Source organism: Methanoculleus nereidis (assembly GCF_032944295.1).
GTDB lineage: Archaea > Halobacteriota > Methanomicrobia > Methanomicrobiales > Methanoculleaceae > Methanoculleus > Methanoculleus nereidis.
Map to the genome: position 1 here is coordinate 1 of NZ_JABFFQ010000010.1, position 17,948 is coordinate 17,948.

The following is a 17,948-nucleotide window of genomic DNA, read 5'->3' on the forward strand; positions in this document are numbered from 1 at the left end:
GGGAGGGGGGAGACCCCCCTCCCCTGCAACCCCTCCCCCAGACGCGATATCCACTGGAAAACCGTGTTCGGGAACGCTGACGAACGTGACTCTGTTTCCAATTAAACCTTCAGGACTACCACCAGCAGTCCACCGGAAAAGAAAAGAACTTCCCGCCCCGCTCACTACTTCGAGATCTCAGTATAGTAATACTCCCCGGCGGAGATCTGCTCCCGGTCCAGGAACGAGCCCGGCTTGTTGATCCGCGGCCTCCCGCTCTTGTCCCGCCGGAAGGTGATCCCGAGCGCCTCGAGGAACCGGTTCATGCCCGGCGCCATGTCGAACGGTCCGGCGGCCTTGCCGTGCACGCCCGGCTTTCCTTCGAAGACCAGGATCCGGTCGCTGATCATGTCGATGACATAGATGTCGTGGTCGATCACGAGCGTGCTCGCCTCCCGCCCTTCTGCGTGCTTCCTGATCATCCTTGAGATCTTCACCCGCTGCTCCACGTCGAGGTGCGCGCTCGGCTCGTCCAGGATGTAGAGGTCGGCGTCGCGCGAGAGGCAGACCGCTATCGCCACGCGCTGGAGTTCGCCGCCGGAGAGCGTGTTCACCGGGGCCTGGAGGAACTGCGAGAGGGAGAGAGGCTCTAAGATCTCGTGCTGGTAGTACGACGTGTCGAACTTCGTCGTCGTCTGCCGGAGGACCTCCTCAACGGTCGCTTCCGTTTCACCTTTGAGATACTGGGGCTTGTAGGAGATCCGCACCCGGGTATCCATCGCCCCGGTATCGGGCTCGAGCACCCCGGCAAGGAGCTGGGCGAACGTACTCTTCCCGATACCGTTCGCCCCGAGCACCCCGAGAACCTCGCCGCTCCGGATCTCCCCCCCGTCGACAGTGAGCGAGAACTGCGCAAAGCGCTTCGCCATCGTCGGGAACTCGAGCAGCACCTCCCGCTCCGCGTCGGACGCATGCGCCCGGGTATCGAACGTCACCGCGTACGTCCTGAACCTGACGTTCTCCTCCGGGAGGAAGCCCTCCAGGTACTGGTTGATCCCCACCCGGACGCCCTTCGGGTAGGTGATGACACCGAAGACCGCCGGTTCTCCGTAGGCGATGTGCACGGTATCGGCGAGCATATCGAGAATAGCGAGGTCGTGCTCAACGATCACGACCGGCCGCTCCAGGGCGAGTTCGCGGATGAGGTTCGCGGCGGCCATCCGCTGGTAGACATCGAGGTAGGGCGTGATCTCATCGAGGAAGAAGAAGTCGGCGTCGCGGGCGAGGCAGGCGGCGATCGCCACCCGCTGGAGTTCACCGCCGGAGAGGGTCGCGATCGGCTGGTCGACGACCGCCGTAAGCGAGAGCCGATCGATGTAGTAGTCGAGTTTGCCGCGCTCGTCGGTGGTCGCGAGAAGGTCGCGCACCGAACCGGAGAAGACCTTCGGGATCTGGTCGATGTACTGCGGCTTTACCGCGACCTTCACGTTCTTCTGCGAGAGCAGCTGGAGGTAGTCGAAGAGCTCGGTCCCCTGGTAGAGGTCGAGGACGTCCTTCCACGCGATCTCGGCATCGGTCCTCCCCAGGTTCGGGACGAGCGTGCCCGAGAGGATCTTCACCGACGTGCTCTTCCCGATACCGTTCGGGCCGAGGATGCCCGTGACCTTCCCCTCGACAGGGATCGGAAGGCCGTAGAGGACGAAGCCGTTCTGGCCATAGCGGTGGGTCGGCTGGTCGAGCTGTTCGGGGAGGTTGACGATATCGAGGGCCTGAAACGGGCATTTCTTCACGCAGATGCCACAGCCTACGCAGAGTTCCTCGGATATGACGGCTTTCTGGTCCTCGCCGATGACGATGGTCTCGTCGCCGGTTCTGACGCGCGGGCAGTAGAGGATGCACTCGGTGCCGCATTTGGCAGGGTGGCACCGATCACGGTGTACAACAGCAATACGCATGGGGGATCACAGGACGGTGGTGGTTAAGAGGATCGTCCAGGTCATGAACCAGAGCGCGAACGTCATGAAACTCTGGTAGAACCAGTCCTTGCTGGTCAATTCCATATAGTCGAGCCGGAGGAGCATGAAGATATGTTTCTGGAAGACGACGCCCGCCATCAGGAGAAGGATTCCGATGATGGCGTTCTGCTGGAGCCCGCTTACCGGGTCGGGGGTGCCGGAGAGGTAGAACGAGAGTCCTCCGGCGAGGATGCCCATAAAACAGGCCACAAGCGTCCGCTTTATCCGATTTCTGTGCTCGACCTGTTTCTCGGCACGAGTCCGCGGCCGTGTCTTTTCAACCTCTGCTGCTACAGCATTATCGCTCATCGTGACACCCAGTGTTATGCCATTCCTGAAAGGGAAGCCCCTCGGGGCGGCGGCCCGGTGGGAGCAAACCGACTTCTGGCCACTTCCCGGAATTGGCGGAATTACTACATTATTGGACGTTCTCCGGTTATAAATGATAGGTAATCTCCTACCCAGTGGAACAGGAGGTCCTGCAGAGCAGGGTCATCTGTGATTGTTCTTCTCGCGGGAGATATATCAGGAGAGGTGAGGGTGTGCAGGGGGCGTCCCGGCTTTTTGAGGTCTCAGACTTGATCACACTCAAATATCGCGCAGTATCTGCTCGATTCTCGAATATCGAGGGGCTTCTATGCTCATGCTGTCGCGCATCCCCGGACACGGATTCCAGTGGATATCGCCACGCACTGCCCCCGCCCCTGCGGGGCGGGGGAGGAGGCCGGAGGCCGGGCGGGGTGGGGGTTGCAGGTATAGCCTTACAGGGTAGAGACAGGGAGGGGGGATGCTCCCCCCTCCCCGCGAGCCCCCTCCCCCGCGTGGCGATATCCCCATGGTCCACTGTACGGGGCTTTGTCCTTGATTGAGACCGTTCTGTCACGTAAATCGCACTAACGGCGCTCAAATCCCCGGAACGAAGATCCCCCAGGCCTCACTCGATCTTATACCGCAGGAGCGCCGCGGCGCCGCCGATGGCGTCAAGCCGTTCTCCCGGCTCGAACTCGGTGCTCAGCACCACGACCATCGCGTTGACGCGCTCGGCCTGTTCGACGACGCCCGTAGCCTCCTCGTCCCGGAGCAGGGTGTCGGCGACCAGCACCGTCTCCGCCGCCCCGTAGGCAACCGCTCTCTGGACTTCGTCGATGCCGTAGGCGACGGCCCCCTCGGTCGCGATCCGGTGCAGGACCTCGTCCATCAACCTGACCTCCCGGGCAAGGTGGAGGTCGCCAAGCAGCCGGTCAAGGATCCCCTGCCCGATGACCTCCTGTACGGCGCCCCGCCCGATACGCCGGGTCTCGATGACGGCCATCCGTTCCGCGAGGTCGGGCGCACGGGCTTTCACGTACTCCGCGAACTCTTCCTTCACGAACCCCGGGCCCGCAACGACCAGGGGGCCGGTGACTGCGGCGACGATGTCAAGCGTCTTCTCAAAAAGCGCCGACCGGGCGCCGGCTTCGGCACCCTTGCTGCTCCCGATCGTGACGGTCGTCACCCACTCCGGGCCGAACTGGCGCAGGCGGTAGACCTGCGCCTCCCCCTCCTCGACGCTCACGACGTGAACCACGCCGTATGCGGAGGCATCGACGGCGCGCCGGATCCGTTCGCAGTCAACAGCCCGCCAGCGTTTGATGACCGATAGTTCGAACCCCGCCTCGACATTGAAGGTGTGGTGCGCGGAGACGTCCACCCCGCTCTCGATGACACCGGCGATCCGGAGACGGTTCGTGTGCTGGTGGAACTCCACCTTCTCAACCCGGATCCCGAGCCGGACCGGCCGCTTCTCGACCTTCTCCGGCCGGAGTTTATCGGTCGCCGCCTCCACGCTGCGGAACGTCGTCGCAAAGACGAGATCCCCCGGCGCGACCAGGTGGGAGAGATGCCAGAGGTCGTCGAGCGTCTCCGGGAAGAGACGTATCTCGCCGAACTGCCTCTTCATCTCCCGGACATCGGCCTTCATGGTTCCATGATGTCGGAGCCTCCCGGCGGGACGAATGCGGCGACCGCTTCAGTGTTCAGGGCGTTCTTGAGCCCTTTCCACTCGTCCTCCGAGAGTTTCTCCCTGAGTGCCCGGACAACCTTCTTTGCGGTGTCGTTTGGCTCGAACTGCCCGGGACGGAGTTCCACACTCACCTTCGTCCGCCCGCTGATGGATTCTGGTGGGCCGCCGATGACGGCGACCTCGGGCGCCATCGCAAGACCGATCGCCACTCCGAGCGGGACGTTTCGGAAGTACTGCCGCTCGCCCCTGACGATGAAAGCGCCTCTCGCCACGTACTCGCCGGACTCGGCCGTCTTGCTCACCTGGTCAGGGCGGGCGGCGTAGACGTCGGCCGTGAAGTGCCCGGCCTTCCAGGCGTTGGAGTAGGACGCGGCGAACCGCACGGCCTCGTCAAGGTGCTCGGTCTTGCCCTTCACGATGACGACGCTCCCGCCGTGGACGTCGGCGTGGACGAAGAGGTCCCCGCCTTCCATGTATTTCTTGACGAGCTCCTCGTTCTGGGAGGCGTCTCTGCCGCCGATGACGAGAACGCCGTCGCTGGTGGTGAACCAGCGGAACCGGTGGTACCAGCGCTTCTTTAAGAGGACAAGGTTCTGTTTTTGCCGGGGCTTCTCGGGGACCATACGCTCCATTGCCGCAAGTGCGCCCGTCTTCTTCTTCTTGAACTTCTTGATCTGGTCGTAGTAGCGGCCGAGGTTCTGCTCGATCGTCTCGTGGACGTAGACCTTCACCCGCTCCCCCGAGAGATCGAGGTCCACCGCCGCCTCAGCGGGGTGGACCGCACGGACCATCTTTGCCGCAGGGTTATCGCCGTTCTCTTTTAAGATCTGCTCGATCTCCTGCCATGACCGGTTTTTGCTCGCATCATCGAGTGTCGCAATAGTCCCGGCAACGGCCGTGTAGTTCTCGTAGATCACCTCCACGATCCGCTGATTGCGCTCGGTCTTCTTCTCAAACCCCTTGATAGCCTCTGCCTGCCGCCGACGGATAATCTCCGCCTGGGAGAGGCGGGGTTTCTCGGCCGCGGCCTTCTCCTTCGCGCCCACGGTCTTCGGGTAGAACGCGTCCAGCGCCTCGCTGAAGGCCGCAAACCGCTCGCGGACCTCCTCGCCGGCAAGCACCACCGGCCAGCACCCGGACGCCGTTATCACCGGCTCCCGGTGCCCTGCAACATCGGCCATCAACTGCTCGAACGCTTCCCGGACCGCCTCCGCGTCCACCTCCGTAGCGGCGGCGCTCTTCTCGACGCCCGCCACCCGGCAGACCTCTTCGGCATATGCGCCGCCGAGCATGCACCCAACGGCGAGCGTCCGGACGATGTCGCGGTCGGACCCGGCAAGCATCGACCTGAACGCCTCCGGCGAGAGAGCCGAGCAGTCGGACCCCTCGAAGGCATAGACCGCGCCCGGGACAACTTCCCGGGTCTTGAACCGGTGGTGCCAGAGGGGCTTGACGATCGTGTAGCCTTCGTCGCAGAGGACCGCGTTCCCCTCGTCGAAGAGTTCGAAGATGAGGTGGTAGGTCGTATCCCGCTTCCCGATATCGATGCTGATCGTGCGCTCGAGCCCGAGCTGGCGGATGCCGAGCACCTTCCCGCCCTCGAGGTGCTTCCTGAGCAGCATCGCAAAACTCGGCGGGAACTTTGGAGGGACAGGAAACTCGGCGGTGAAGTGGGCGCGCCGTCCCGTCTCAACGAGGAACAGATACTTCGCCCGGTCTTCACCGTTCAGCCTGATACCAAGGGTTTTCGCGTCGAACTGGTAGATCTTACCGACCCAGAGCGGGAGGCGATCGACGGCCTCCGCTACCAGCGCTCGAAAATCGACCCCGCTCATTCCCTGTAGTGTCGCCATTGATTCAGAATACATTCGGCCCGGTACCTAAAGAAGGGTACGGGCGGATGGCACGGGTTCCTGATCCGGCGGGAATCGGGCGGAGGAACGAGGGTGGGGATAGCGGCGAGTGCGACGGTTCGGAGAACCGGAGCGTGAGCACCGTCAGGTGCGAGGAACGGAGCACGAGAAGAACGAAGTTCTTCGAAGGGGAGCATCCCCATCGCCTGTCGCTACCTTACACCCGGACACCTGTAACCCCCACCCCTCCCGCGCTTCGCGCTCCTCCCCCGCCCCCCAGGGGGCGGGGGCAGTACGTGGCGATACCCCATTGAAAGCCGTGTATAGGTTGTGAATGACCGAAGGGCACAAACCAGAGCATCGGAGGATGACATTCCTCCAGGAAGCGACGGTGTGTTAGAAACGGCTGTCCGTAGGATGCAATGGCCCGGAGGGCCGGAGCTTGAGAAACCAAAAGGGTTTCAAACAGGAGTTCGAGCACCAGAGGTATGACGGATGGGGCGGCAATCAGGAGCCAGGGGATGGGAATCTGGAGGAGGTGGGGAGGGGGGAGCATCCCCACGGTCCAGTGTACGGGGTTTTGCCCTCGCTTCCAGGTGCTCAAACTCCTGCCGGGACGGCAATCGCACTCCCGTGAGTCGATGACGTACGGATAACTCTGGAGGCGATTCAGCCTCTACAGGAGGGATTTAACAAAGTCAAAAAAAAAGCAAAACCGTAAGAGCAGAGGATTACTCCTCTGCCTCTTTCGTCTCTTCGGTCTCGACGGGCTCTTCCGTCTCAACGACCTCAGGCGCCGCCTCCGGTTTGGCCGGGCGCGAGATCGTCTCCTTCATGACGACGTCGTTGACATCGGGATAGTATTCGAAGATCTCGCGGACCAGGGTGCCGCGCCAGACCATCCAGCGCCGGTCGTATGCGATCGCGGGCGGAAGCTCCAGTTCGGCCGTGCCGTCGGCGATGCTGATCCCGATGTCGGTCCTGCCCGAGAAGAGCTTGATAAGACCCTTGATCTGCTCCACCGGGTCCTCGACCTTCTCGAGGATCGTATAGGAGTAGTTCAGGGTTTTGCCGGCAAGCGGGTGGTTGAAGTCGACGACCGCACGCCTTCCGATGACGTCGACGACGACGCCCTCGCGCCCTTCAGCCTCGATCCGGGTTCCACGCTTGGGTTTCTCGCGGAACTGCGTGACCGGGACGGACTTCATGGCCTCTTCGTCGTGTTCCCCGAACGCCTTCTCCGGCGGGACGTCTACCTCTCCCTCGGCGCCGACCTCCTTGCCCATCAGCTCGTCCTCAAGGCCGATGATGATGTGGTGGCTCCCCAGGCGGACGGTGACCGGACCGTACTCCGCCCGCGGGTTGAAGATCCCCTCTTCCTTTGCGTTCTCCTCATCCGTGGTATCGAAGATATTCTCACCGGCGCGGCCGGTGTATCTGAGCCTGATAAAATCTCCTTCCTGAAGTGCCATTCCCATTCACCTTGGATAGCAGATGCATTGCGGTTCCGGCACGCCTTCCGCACCGGCCTGCCCCATGCCTGCACCTTCGTTGTCCCACTTTATTTGGATGGAATGGTATTTATACTGTCTACCGGTCTGTCCCGGCGGGGCGGACGCTCCTGCAGAAGGCCCGGGGGCTGTGAGATACCGGCCTTTAGCCATATGTTCTCCCGGGAGGCACCCCAAACGTTGAAGTATGCTTAAGACCCGAGTGCAGGGAGGATCATGGATGAAATGCAGCAGCAGGCCGGCGGGGTCTCATATGCCCCCTCGCCTCCAGAGGAGTTCTGCGGCAGACAGGAGGAACTCGAGCAGCTCTCGGCCATCCTCTCGCAGGCAGGAGAGCACGGGCAGACGGTGGTGATCTCCGGGCCGCCGGGCATCGGGAAGAGTTCGCTCCTGAACAGGCTCGCATACGAGGTCCAGGAACGCCCCGGCGGGCGGCAGTCCCCCGTCCTCAGGGCGGAGGTCTTCGACCTCCCCGGGATGATCTTCTCTGCGTTCCGGGAGTTGTTGAACGATCTCCGGCGATCTTCAGCATCCGCAAGGTTCGGGAGCATCCTTGACGCCGAAAGCATGAAAGAGGCTATCCGGTACGCCGACGACGTCTTCGAGAAATACGCCGCTCCAGTGGAGCCGGTCGGCCTGCTCCCGAAGGCCGGTGAAGAGATCGTCGGCGTATTCGCCCGATCGCCTGAGGTCGGATACGACCGCGTATACCAGGCGTTCGAGGAACTGCTCAGGGAGCTCGGGAGAGAGATGAGCATGACCGGCCATGTTGCGGCGGTTCTCCTGGACGACGTCCACCTCGCCTCGAGCCACGACCGGCGCCTCCTCCGGGATGTCGTGCGCGACCTCCCCCCCGGTATCCTTCTCGCCTTCACCTGCCGGACGGAGGATGGCGCCGGTTCCGGATACGTGACAATGCAGGAGGAGATCCGGGATCTCGGTATCCGGGAAGTGCAGCTCCATGGGATGCAGCGGCACGAGATCCAGGAGCTCGGGGAGAGGCGGTTTCACGTCTCCATCGACGACGCAGCCGCCGGCCTCCTCGCAGAGAGCTCGGGCGACCCGTTCGGCCTCATGGCCTGCTTCAACGCCCTGCGCAACCGGGGCCTTGCACCGTCCCGGGAAAACATCGCGGACGTCATCGCCGGGGCAAACGACCCGGCGGGACTTGTCTTTGCCGCGCTCCCCGAACCCGTGAAGGCGTGGACGGAGGACCTCTGCGTCTTAAACCCCCCGTTCCCCGTGCCGGTCATGGCCTGCATGCTCGACCTCCAGGGAGCAGACGTGACGCTGATGACGGATAGAATGCAGGAAAACGGGATGTTCCGGAGGCTCCCGGGCGGGGAGTATGCGTTCGCGCACCCCCTCCTGCAGGAGCACTGCAGGCACGACCTTTCTGAAGACGCACGAGTTGCGCTCAACGCCCGTGCTGCAGACTGCTTCGAACATTCCATACATCGCCTTCCCGGCAGGCTGTACGTCCTCCTCTCGCTTGCCGACCACCTCTTCCACGCACGCGAGTACGGGAAAGCCACCGACCTGAACCTGGAGATCGGGCTCCGGTTCCACCATCGCGATGACCACGATACCGCCCTGATGCTCACGGAACGGGCGGTCGTCTCCGCGGGGCGGCTCGGGGACGACGCGCTCCTCGCCGTTGCAGAGCGGCAGAGAGACCTTATCCGCCAGAAGGTCTCCGGCCCGGTCCGGCCCGCACAGTGAGGGTTTATCGTCGCTCGCGAGAGATGATCTGACGCGACTGATATGCTCGAAGTAGAAGCAAAGTTTGCGGTCAAAGACCAGGAGGCCGTCAGGGCCGGGCTCAACCGGAAGGGAGTACGGATGGGGAGAAGGCAGCAGGAGCGCGACGTGTACTACAACGCCCCTCACCGCGACTTCGGAGAGACCGACGAGGCATTAAGGGTCAGGTACGACGATGCCGGATTTACCGTGACCTACAAAGGCCCGAAGGTCCGGGTCGGGAACGCAAAGGCCCGCGAGGAGTTCAACCTCACGGTGGCTTCCGGAGAGACCCTTGAAGTGATCCTCTCCCGTCTCGGTTTCCGCCGTGCCGCCACGGTCTCAAAAGTTCGGGAATTTTACGAGATAGGGGACGTGACGGTTACGCTCGACGACGTCGAAGGGCTCGGAACGTTCGTCGAGATCGAGATCCTGACAGAGGACGATAAAGAGGACGCTGCCGACCGGATCACAGCGATTGCAAAAGAATTAGGTGTAGACGGTCCACCGATCTACACCTCGTATCTCGAAATGCTGCTGTCTAAACAGCGATAAGTTCTATATGAATATCTTTTGGCTCCTTCCCGAAACGGATGATAGCCCCGTAGCCTTCTGAGGCGGGTCCGGGGTTGACAACGGTGACGCCGTCGACCTCGGTAATGCCCCGTGCCTCGTGGATGTGGGCACAGCAGACCAGATCGAACCGGGTCATGTGCTTTCTGATGCTCCGGCTGCCGACGTGGTTATCCTCGACGGTATCCAGCGCCTCGTAGGGCGGGGCGTGGCAGAGCAGGACGTTGTGGACATTCTTGTCCATGTGATTGGTTATCCGGGTGAGTTCTTTATCGATATCTTCTTCTGTTAACTCAAACGGCGTGTCGAACGGGGTCTCGTTCGAACCTCCAAGACCCGCGAGCGTAATCTTGCCGAGCGCGATCCACGAGTTGTGCAGACAGACCGCATCCGAGCGTTCAAGCACGTCGATGATCTCGCGGGGATCGCAGTTGCCGGGGATTGCGAAACACGGTACTTCAAAGTTGGAGAGTACCGAATCTACAGGCTCAAGTGGACCGAAATTGGTGATGTCGCCTGCAATAATGACTGCATCGTAGTCGTAGCTGAGAAAAGCGTCAAGCTTTCCGTAGTTACCGTGCAGATCTGCTAGGAGTAGCACATCCGTCATGCACTATAGATGAGAAGTGCGTCTAAAAAACCTTATCTCATGATCCATCCACGAGCCGGTTATTCTGCCGTCGAGCGCCAGTTTCCCAAGAACCTTTTCTGCCTCCACAAGGAGCGGGCGGGGCCGGCTGTTTGCGAGCGGGGTCCCGGGCAGCGGCATAAAGTAGTGGATGTGCGCCTTCCCACCCCGGGTAACCAGTTTCACGAGATCGAGCGTCGCGCGCTGGTCATCGTCGCTCTCGAACGGCAGCCCGAGGATGAAATCGACGATCGGCACAAGCCCCTGCTCCCGGCAGAGGTCAAACGCACGGATGACGTCCTCGACGGTGTGCCCCCGGTGCAGGCGGTGGAGCACCGCGTCGCTCCCCGACTGGGCCCCGAAATGCAGGCGGGTGTTGGCGCAGTGGTCGAGGACGAGTTCGACGGACTGCCGCGAGATGCACTCCGGGCGCACCTCGCCGGGGAAGGTGCCGAAGTAGACCCGGCCGTCGAGGCTCCGGAGGAGCCGTTCAACTTTGTCAAGCCGGAGGTGGACGCCGTCGGAGCCGTAGGCGAACGCGTTCGGGGTGACGAACCGGATATCCCGGTAGCGCGAGGCGTAACGGACGATCTCATCTATGGAACGGTGGCGCATGCACCGCCCGAAGAGGCGCGGCGTCTGGCAGTAGCCGCAGGAGAACGGGCATCCACGGGTGATCTCGACGAACCCCTTGATCTGCGTGAAGGGCGGGTGACCGTCGAGGAGGACCGTGTGGCGGGCGGGCGTGTAGCCGGCGGCGGTGGCGACGCCGGGAGGGGGGTCTCTCCCCTCCTCGATGGCGGAGAGAAGCGCCGGGAGGGTGTACTCCCCCTCCCCGACGATGACGTAGTCGGCATACTCCGCCACCTCGCGGTAGCAGGCGGAGGCATGGGGCCCTCCGACAATCGTTATGCAGTCGGCCCCCGTAATCTCGTCACGGTACATGCGCTCGTTGATTGAGTTTATGCTGTAGATGGTGACGTCGGGGTGCGGTTCGCCGGTGACCTCAAGATGGTAGCCGTAGCCCTCGCACGCCGCAGAGAGGGCGGCGAGAGTGTTGTTCGCCTGGGGAATGGCACGCCAGTTAACGTTCATGGGTGTAACAAAGTTCTTTGCTTGCAGCCCGGTTTCCCGAGCCGGGCCGGCAGGAACAGTCTCGATGCAAACTCTTCGACGCAGCCGAAAAATGCCCGGCTGCGTAGAATATTCGATATATCGTCTTTACAAAGAACAAGATTAATCTGACGCTACCGACGAACTATGAGTAAGTACATGAAAATCACCGATTTCATGCGGATCTTTTCGAGTGAGCGCCGGATCGAGGTTCTGGATGCACTTTTGCGGCAGGAGTCAAAAGATGAGATAAAGCGGCATATCCCCTCCTCAACCTACGCGTTTACCGTCAATTACCTCAAGAAGGTAGGGTTCGTCAGGGAGGCTGACGGCGAAGTCTCGCTGACCGATAGGGGGCATACCAACCTCATCATCTTTGAGCGGTTCAAGGAGAGTATCAGTGCCCTTCATATGCTCTATGAGGCTTTTCCGGACCATGCCATCGTATTTCCAAATGAGTTTGCTCTCCGTCTCTGCGAGATCGGCGACGGCAGGATCATCGCCTCGGAGCCATCCGACATCCTAAAACCGCACCGCATATTCACCGACTATCTGAAGGATACCCGGGAGATTTACGGCGTCTCTCCGATTCTCTTCCCTGATTACCCCGAGTTCTTCAAGGGCCTGGCGGAGAGCGTCGATACGATCTCTCTCGTGGTCACGCAGGAAGTCTTCGATATCATCTCGACTTATCCGCTCGGGAACTATGATAATCTTGAGATCTACCTCACCTCAGAATCTCCCGGGATCGCTGCCACCGTCACGGACACCTTCCTCTCGATCGGATTCTTCTACAAGTCGGGAAGTTATGATTTCACCCGTGACCTCATCGCAACATCTCCAGCAGCAATAAAGTTTGGAAAGGACCTTATCCAGCACTACAGGACGCAATCGCGCAGAATTGTATAGCCGGTATAGAGTATCCATTCTCCGTCGACGAGGGCGTTCCGAAACATCTCAAACCGGTTGCAGTAGGCGACGATATAGAAGGCGCTGTGTATCGAACTGATAAGCAGAACATCGATGCCGGTGATAATGCCTGTAAAGTACGCTCCAAAGACCGCCGCATGCGCGGCGAGGCTGAGACCGAGCAGCAGGGCGGTGACCTGCGTCCGGGAGAGGGCTGTCGGGATCGTCAGGATACCCGCCGATCGGTCCTTATCAACATCACGGACATCATAGATGACCGTATTGACAAAGCTTTTACAGAAGAAGAAGAGACAGACCAGCATGACCGGCAGACTGAAGGTGCCGAGGAATATCAGGATGCCAAGCGACCAGGTGAGAGCGACGATGCAATTTTTCATCCCCCTGCTCCCCTTCAGCCTGTATCCCCCGATGCCCTTGGCATAGAGATACGCAACGAGGAACGGGATGATAAGGGCAGGGTTCGGGTAGAAGACGAATGCGCCGACTGTGGCGATGAGTGCCGTCACCAGGAGTGTCTTCCTGAACCGGCTTCCCCGTTTCTCATCCTCTTTATTCTCCACGCCGCGATCGAATGCGTAGGCTGCGTATGCAATGAGTGCCGCGGCGGCAAATTCGGTGATCGGCACGTGATCCCCGAGGAAACCATACGCGAATTGTAGTTTGAGGGCTCCTGAGAGCGTAACCACAAGTATCGAGACAATAAGATCTTGCGCTTGCATACTGTACACGATCGAGGAGAGGGAAATATTACATTCTGACGGAAACTGTACAGTACCACTGTAGAGATCCAATAACACTGTTTTTTTGCAAAATACCTGCATATATTCTGAGAAACCGTAAGAAAGCCATTTATACAGGTTATTTTTAATGTATACATCGGGGCTCAGGTGCCTTATTCCAGGGCGACGAGTATGAGTTGTCACAGAACCGGTAAGCAGAAGTCAGAACAAGAGCAGGTGGTCGCGGCACTGCTTTATCGCGGAAACTGCCACGCGCAGGATGATTCCCACACTACGGTATCTACCCGGAACCTTCTGGCGCTGCTGGTTGACTGTCAGGAGGATGGGATCGTGCTGATCGGCCCGGATCAGACCGTTGCCGGGATGAACAAAGCCATGGAGGATCTCTTCGGAATAAGTGGATATGAGACGATCGGCATGAACGCCGTTGAGTTCATCTCCTTTTGCATCACCCCGAATCTGCTGGACGGCGAACGTCTAAAAGAAGATTTCATCGTATCCTGCTTCTTTTGCGAAAATATTCCGGCAAGACAATACTGCATGTCCCGCGCTCCAGCGAACAAGGCCCGGGTGGAGTACTCGAGCACCGTAATCCCTGCCGGGCCGGGCCGGGGTGCGCGCCTGGATACCTACCGCCTCAACCAGGTCTCAAACAGGTCGGAGGCGAGCCTTCAGGAGCACCGGCAGCGATATGATTTCCTGATGGGTTTCTCTTCCGACCTGATCATATCCCTCGATCGCGGCCTTACGATAACATCGATAAGCTCCTCGGTGAAGGGGCTCCTTGGGCATAATCAGGATGATCTTGCAGGAAAACACCTCTCTTCCATAATGGACCGGGATTCTGTTGCAGAATTCCAGAAAGCTTGCTTCCTGAATTGCGTCTCCAGAGGATCGGCAGGGGGCTCCCGTCCGGCCGGAGGGGTACGCGGGATGGAAGCGGTTCTCATGGATGCGCAGAATCAACCGGTTACCGTAATCTTTGGTTTCTCACCCGTCGATGACGGTGAGGGCAACCTCACCGGGATCATCGCGGTTGCGCATAAAAAAACCGATGAACACCTTTGGCGGGAAGCCTGTTCACAGCTCGACCGGAACACTGAGCAGCTCGCATGCCTTGGCGATCGCATCAGGAACCCGCTCGCCGTCATCGTCGGTCTTGCCGACCTGCAGGGCGGCGAGGTCGCCCGGAAGATCTCCGAACAGGCGCTGATCATCGATGAAATCGTTACTGAACTGGACCGGGAGTACGTCGCATCGCTGAGCGTCAGGCAGTACCTGCGCAAGCACTATCACCTCGGAGACGGCGCTCAATAGGAGAGCACGCATACCCGGTCCGGTTCGGCCGACGGTACGTCGTGCCGGCCCGATTCGCCTACGGATACGTCAACTACCCCCGACTGAAGTCAGGGGTCTCCTCGACCCACGATCCTGAAACACTTTTATATTCGCCCATACCCCGGGCACACTGGAACGGGTGCGTGTATGCCGTATTATGCAAGCAATGAAGACCTGCCCCAAATGGTGAGGGATCTCCTTCCCGATCACGGCCAGGAGATCTACCGTGAAGCGTTCAACAGCGCCTGGGAGCAGTATGCCGACCCCTCGGAGCGGCGAGAGCCCCGGGAGTCGCGCGAGGAGGTTGCCCACAAGGTCGCCTGGGCAGCGGTGGAGCGGGTCTACGAGAAGGGGCCGGGCGGTGAGTGGAGAAGGAAGGAAGAAGCGAAGCAGTAGGCCCTGCTCCGGGCAATGCCGCTTCCGGCTGCATATCCCGGAGGGCGATCCCCCGCATAATCGGATTATTATATTGTCACAAGAATTAAATACTGCCCGGCCAGTATTGACTCTCTTGCCGTGGGACAGGACGTTCCACAATCCTGGAGATGTGATGCATATGAGAGGAGCTGCTACAGAGGTAAGGGCACAGAACATTATACGGGGAAAAGATATTGCGGATTATCAGGTCAGGAACCCGCAGGGTGAAGACCTCGGGACCATCAAGGACGTGGTGCTCGATACCAGCGAAGGTTGTATCGCCTACGCCGCACTCTCGTTCGGGGGGTTCATGGGGCTCGGCGACAAGCTCTTCGCCATCCCCTGGGAGGCTCTGCGGTACAACGCGGCCGACGACTCTTTTGTCCTGGACGTGCCCAAAGAGCGGCTGGAGAATGCGCCGGGCTTCGACAAAGACAACTGGCCGACGACCGCCGAACGCGAGTGGCTCACCGGGCTGTACAGCCACTACGGCTACACACCGTACTGGGAGCGCCGCATGGAGCGGTGAGACGTCCGGGAGAGCAGGGATCAGACTGGCCGCCGGCCATACAGGGGTCCGGGGGGCCGGCGACAATTTTTTAGGGATCTTGACCGGAGAGCATCTGCAGGGTCCGGCAGCGGCGGTGATGCTCTACCGGGACACCGCGGCGAACACTATATATGCCAATGCACGCATGCACTGCGACACCGTAATTTAGCGGGGAACGGCAAAAGACCGCAGGAAGCCGGATGGCGGCTATCTTCGACGCACCCGGCGCGGATGCGTCCGCTGTTCTCCGCTGCTCCGGGGGTATGCAGGTATGCAGAACGTGCTAGCAAGACGGAAGAAGACCGTCCGGGAGATTGACGTGAGGGGTAAGCGGGTGCTCGTCCGTGCCGATTTCAACGTACCGCTCGACGAGGACGGCGCCATTGCCGATGATACCCGCATCCGGGCAAGCCTGCCGACAATACGCTACCTCTGCGATCGGGATGCGCGGGTCATCCTCTGCTCCCACCTGGGCCGGCCGCAGGGCGGGGTCGTGGAGCGGTTGCGCCTCACCCTCGTGGCAAACCGGCTCACCGCACTGCTCGACCAGCCGGTCGTCGCGCTCCGGGACTGCGTCGGGCCGGAGGTGGAGAGCGCGGTCGCGGCGATGGACGACGGGGATGTCGTTCTCCTCGAGAACCTCCGATTCCACCCGGAGGAGAAGAAAGACGACCCGACCTTTGCGGAGGAACTCGCCAGCCTTGCGGAGATCTATGTCAACGACGCCTTCGGAGCCTCCCACAGGGCCCATGCGTCGGTTGTGGGCGTCCCGGAGCACCTGCCGGCGGTGGCCGGGCTCCTGCTGGAGAGGGAGATCGGCGCGTTTACGCGTATCCTGGAAGCTCCCGAACGGCCGTTCGCCGCCGTGATCGGTGGGGCCAAGGTGAGCGACAAACTTGAGGTCCTCGAGAACATCATCCCCCGGGTGGACGCCCTCATAATCGGGGGAGGCATGGCGGCGACGTTCCTTGCGAGCCAGGGGTACGGGACCGGCGCGTCACACGTCGAGACCGACAGCCTGGACGCCGTCAGGGAGATCTCCGCGAAGGCGATGGCGCGCGGTGTCCGCCTCCTCCTGCCCCGGGACGTCGTCGTCGCGGAGAGACTGGAGGCAGGCATCCCGATACGGACCGTGCCTGCGACAGAGGTCCCGGACGGCCTGGTCATCGCGGATATCGGGCCGGGGGCTGCCGACGATTTCTCTCACGAAATTGCAGGCTCGCGGACCGTCGTCTGGAACGGCCCGATGGGCGTCTTCGAGATCCCGGAGTTTGCAGAAGGGACGCGCCGGGTCGCCGCAGCCCTCGCCAACCTCCGTGGCACCACGATCGTCGGCGGCGGTTCGACCACGGATGCGGTGGTGCGGTTCGGGCTTGCCGACCAGATGACCCACGTCTCGACGGGTGGCGGTGCCGCGCTGACGATACTTGCCGGAAAGCCGCTCCCGGGCGTCATAGCGCTCGATGATGCGGGGACGCCATGAGGCGTATCGGTATCCTGACGAGCGGCGGCGACGCCCCGGGGATGAACGCCTGCATCCGGGCGGCGGTGCGGACCGCGCTCACGCACGACCTTGCCGTCGTCGGGATACGCCGGGGGTATACCGGGCTCATCGCCGGCGATACGGTGCCGCTCGACCGGAAAGCGATCCGAAACACCATCCACCTGGGGGGAACCATCCTCGAGACCTCCCGGAGCCCGGACTTCTATACCAGGGAGGGGAGGCTTCGGGCGGCGGCGGCCATCGAGCGGATGGGACTCGACGGCATCGTCCTGATCGGGGGCGAGGGGACGTTCCACGGTGCAAGCCTGCTTGCGGCCGATACAGATACGGCGGCACTCGTGGGGGTGCCGGGGAGCATCGACAACGACGTCTACGGGACCGACTACTGCATCGGGTTCGATACGGCAGCGAACTGTGCGGTCGAGGCGATCGACCGCATCCGCGACACGGCCCGGTCACACGAGCGCCTCTTCTTCATCGAGGTGATGGGGCGCACAGCCGGGTTCCTGGCGCTCGAGAGCGGCATCGCCGGCGGCGCCGAGGAGCTGGTCATCCCGGAAGAAGAGATCTCGATCGCCCGGATCAGCGAGCGCATACGGGAAGGGTTCACCATCGGGAAGAAGAGTGCGATCGTGGTGGTGGCGGAGGGAAAGACGCCGGGCATCTCCTTTGAGATCGCCCGGGAGGTCAGCGAGCGCCTCAACTTCGAGTCCCGCGTCGTCGTCCTCGGGCATCTCCAGCGCGGCGGGCCGCCGACGCTGCGCGACCGGGTGCTCGGGAGCCTCCTCGGTTTCGCCGCCGTCGAAGCGCTGATTGAGGGCCGGAGCGAATGCATGGTGGGAGAGGTCGGTGGAGACCTCACGTGCACCCCGCTCGAAGAGACCTGGCAGAAGAAGAAGCCGCTCGATGAGGACTTGCGGCGGACATTTCCGTTCCTCTCGGAGTAGGCGGGAAGTTCCCTCCCCGTGAGGAGCCGCCACTTGAACCCCACGGGGAGGGGTAGGACGTTGAAGTTAATCGGGTGAGAATGACGCGGTGCTTCAGTTCAGCCAGAC

At 61.4% G+C, this 17,948-nt stretch carries 16 protein-coding genes; 8 read left to right on the forward strand and 8 right to left on the reverse strand.

What is annotated here, in order from left to right:
* Positions 1–164: 164 nt before the first annotated feature.
* The 5 genes from HL657_RS11090 to HL657_RS11110 form a co-directional block, all read right to left on the reverse strand.
* A complete protein-coding gene (locus HL657_RS11090) occupies positions 165–1,934 on the reverse strand; it encodes a ribosome biogenesis/translation initiation ATPase RLI (RefSeq protein WP_317296878.1) in 1,770 nt (589 codons plus the stop codon).
* Between the two features lie 6 nt (positions 1,935–1,940).
* Positions 1,941–2,303 (reverse strand): EMC6-like membrane protein, encoded by a 363-nt coding sequence (locus HL657_RS11095; RefSeq protein ID WP_317296879.1) that lies wholly within the window; start codon positions 2,301–2,303, stop codon positions 1,941–1,943.
* A gap of 625 nt (positions 2,304–2,928) precedes the next feature.
* Positions 2,929–3,954, reverse strand: a complete 1,026-nt coding sequence (locus HL657_RS11100; protein WP_317296880.1) for an mRNA surveillance protein pelota — start codon at positions 3,952–3,954, stop codon at positions 2,929–2,931.
* Complete coding sequence (gene rqcH, locus HL657_RS11105) at positions 3,951–5,849, reverse strand: ribosome rescue protein RqcH (RefSeq protein WP_317296881.1); 1,899 nt, start codon at positions 5,847–5,849, stop codon at positions 3,951–3,953. Before rqcH ends, HL657_RS11100 begins: the two co-directional genes overlap by 4 nt.
* Before the next feature lie 731 nt (positions 5,850–6,580).
* The gene (locus tag HL657_RS11110; RefSeq protein WP_317296882.1) at positions 6,581–7,321 is read right to left on the reverse strand and encodes a peptidylprolyl isomerase; all 741 of its coding nucleotides are present in this window, start codon (positions 7,319–7,321) and stop codon (positions 6,581–6,583) included.
* Positions 7,322–7,576: 255 nt separating this feature from the next.
* On the opposite strand from HL657_RS11110, the gene HL657_RS11115 reads away from it, so the two are divergent.
* A complete protein-coding gene (locus HL657_RS11115) occupies positions 7,577–9,082 on the forward strand; it encodes an ATP-binding protein (protein ID WP_317296883.1) in 1,506 nt (501 codons plus the stop codon).
* A 42-nt stretch (positions 9,083–9,124) separates the two neighbouring features.
* A complete protein-coding gene (gene cyaB, locus HL657_RS11120) occupies positions 9,125–9,655 on the forward strand; it encodes a class IV adenylate cyclase (RefSeq protein ID WP_317296884.1) in 531 nt (176 codons plus the stop codon).
* Here the strand turns inward: cyaB and HL657_RS11125 are convergent.
* A complete protein-coding gene (locus HL657_RS11125) occupies positions 9,642–10,283 on the reverse strand; it encodes a metallophosphoesterase family protein (protein ID WP_317296885.1) in 642 nt (213 codons plus the stop codon). The two genes, cyaB and HL657_RS11125, sit on opposite strands and share 14 nt — an antisense overlap.
* Positions 10,284–10,286: 3 nt before the next feature.
* Entirely contained in the window at positions 10,287–11,396 is a 1,110-nt protein-coding gene (locus HL657_RS11130) for a TIGR04013 family B12-binding domain/radical SAM domain-containing protein (RefSeq protein WP_317296886.1), read from the reverse strand.
* Positions 11,397–11,573: 177 nt separating this feature from the next.
* On the opposite strand from HL657_RS11130, the gene HL657_RS11135 reads away from it, so the two are divergent.
* Complete coding sequence (locus tag HL657_RS11135) at positions 11,574–12,323, forward strand: helix-turn-helix transcriptional regulator (protein WP_317296887.1); 750 nt, start codon at positions 11,574–11,576, stop codon at positions 12,321–12,323.
* Here HL657_RS11135 and HL657_RS11140 read toward each other — a convergent pair.
* Positions 12,293–13,063, reverse strand: coding sequence for a UbiA prenyltransferase family protein (locus tag HL657_RS11140; RefSeq protein WP_317296888.1), 771 nt, complete (start codon positions 13,061–13,063; stop codon positions 12,293–12,295). The two genes, HL657_RS11135 and HL657_RS11140, sit on opposite strands and share 31 nt — an antisense overlap.
* Positions 13,064–13,255: 192 nt before the next feature.
* Between HL657_RS11140 and HL657_RS11145 the strand changes: the two genes are divergently transcribed.
* The 5 genes from HL657_RS11145 (at position 13,256) to pfkA (ending at position 17,840) form a co-directional block, all read left to right on the forward strand.
* Positions 13,256–14,401: a PAS domain-containing protein gene (locus HL657_RS11145; RefSeq protein WP_317296889.1), complete on the forward strand. Its 1,146-nt coding sequence runs from the start codon at positions 13,256–13,258 to the stop codon at positions 14,399–14,401.
* A gap of 168 nt (positions 14,402–14,569) precedes the next feature.
* Positions 14,570–14,818, forward strand: coding sequence for a ChaB family protein (locus HL657_RS11150; protein WP_317296890.1), 249 nt, complete (start codon positions 14,570–14,572; stop codon positions 14,816–14,818).
* A 160-nt stretch (positions 14,819–14,978) separates the two neighbouring features.
* Positions 14,979–15,368 (forward strand): PRC-barrel domain-containing protein, encoded by a 390-nt coding sequence (locus HL657_RS11155; RefSeq protein WP_317296891.1) that lies wholly within the window; start codon positions 14,979–14,981, stop codon positions 15,366–15,368.
* Positions 15,369–15,660: 292 nt separating this feature from the next.
* Positions 15,661–16,872 carry a phosphoglycerate kinase gene (locus tag HL657_RS11160; protein ID WP_317296892.1) on the forward strand — a complete coding sequence of 404 codons (1,212 nt, stop codon included), beginning with the start codon at positions 15,661–15,663 and terminating at the stop codon, positions 16,870–16,872.
* On the forward strand, positions 16,869–17,840 hold the full coding sequence (gene pfkA / locus HL657_RS11165) for a 6-phosphofructokinase (protein ID WP_317296893.1): 972 nt from the start codon (positions 16,869–16,871) through the stop codon (positions 17,838–17,840). The genes HL657_RS11160 and pfkA overlap by 4 nt, the downstream gene beginning before the upstream one ends.
* The last annotated feature ends 108 nt before the right edge of the window (positions 17,841–17,948 follow it).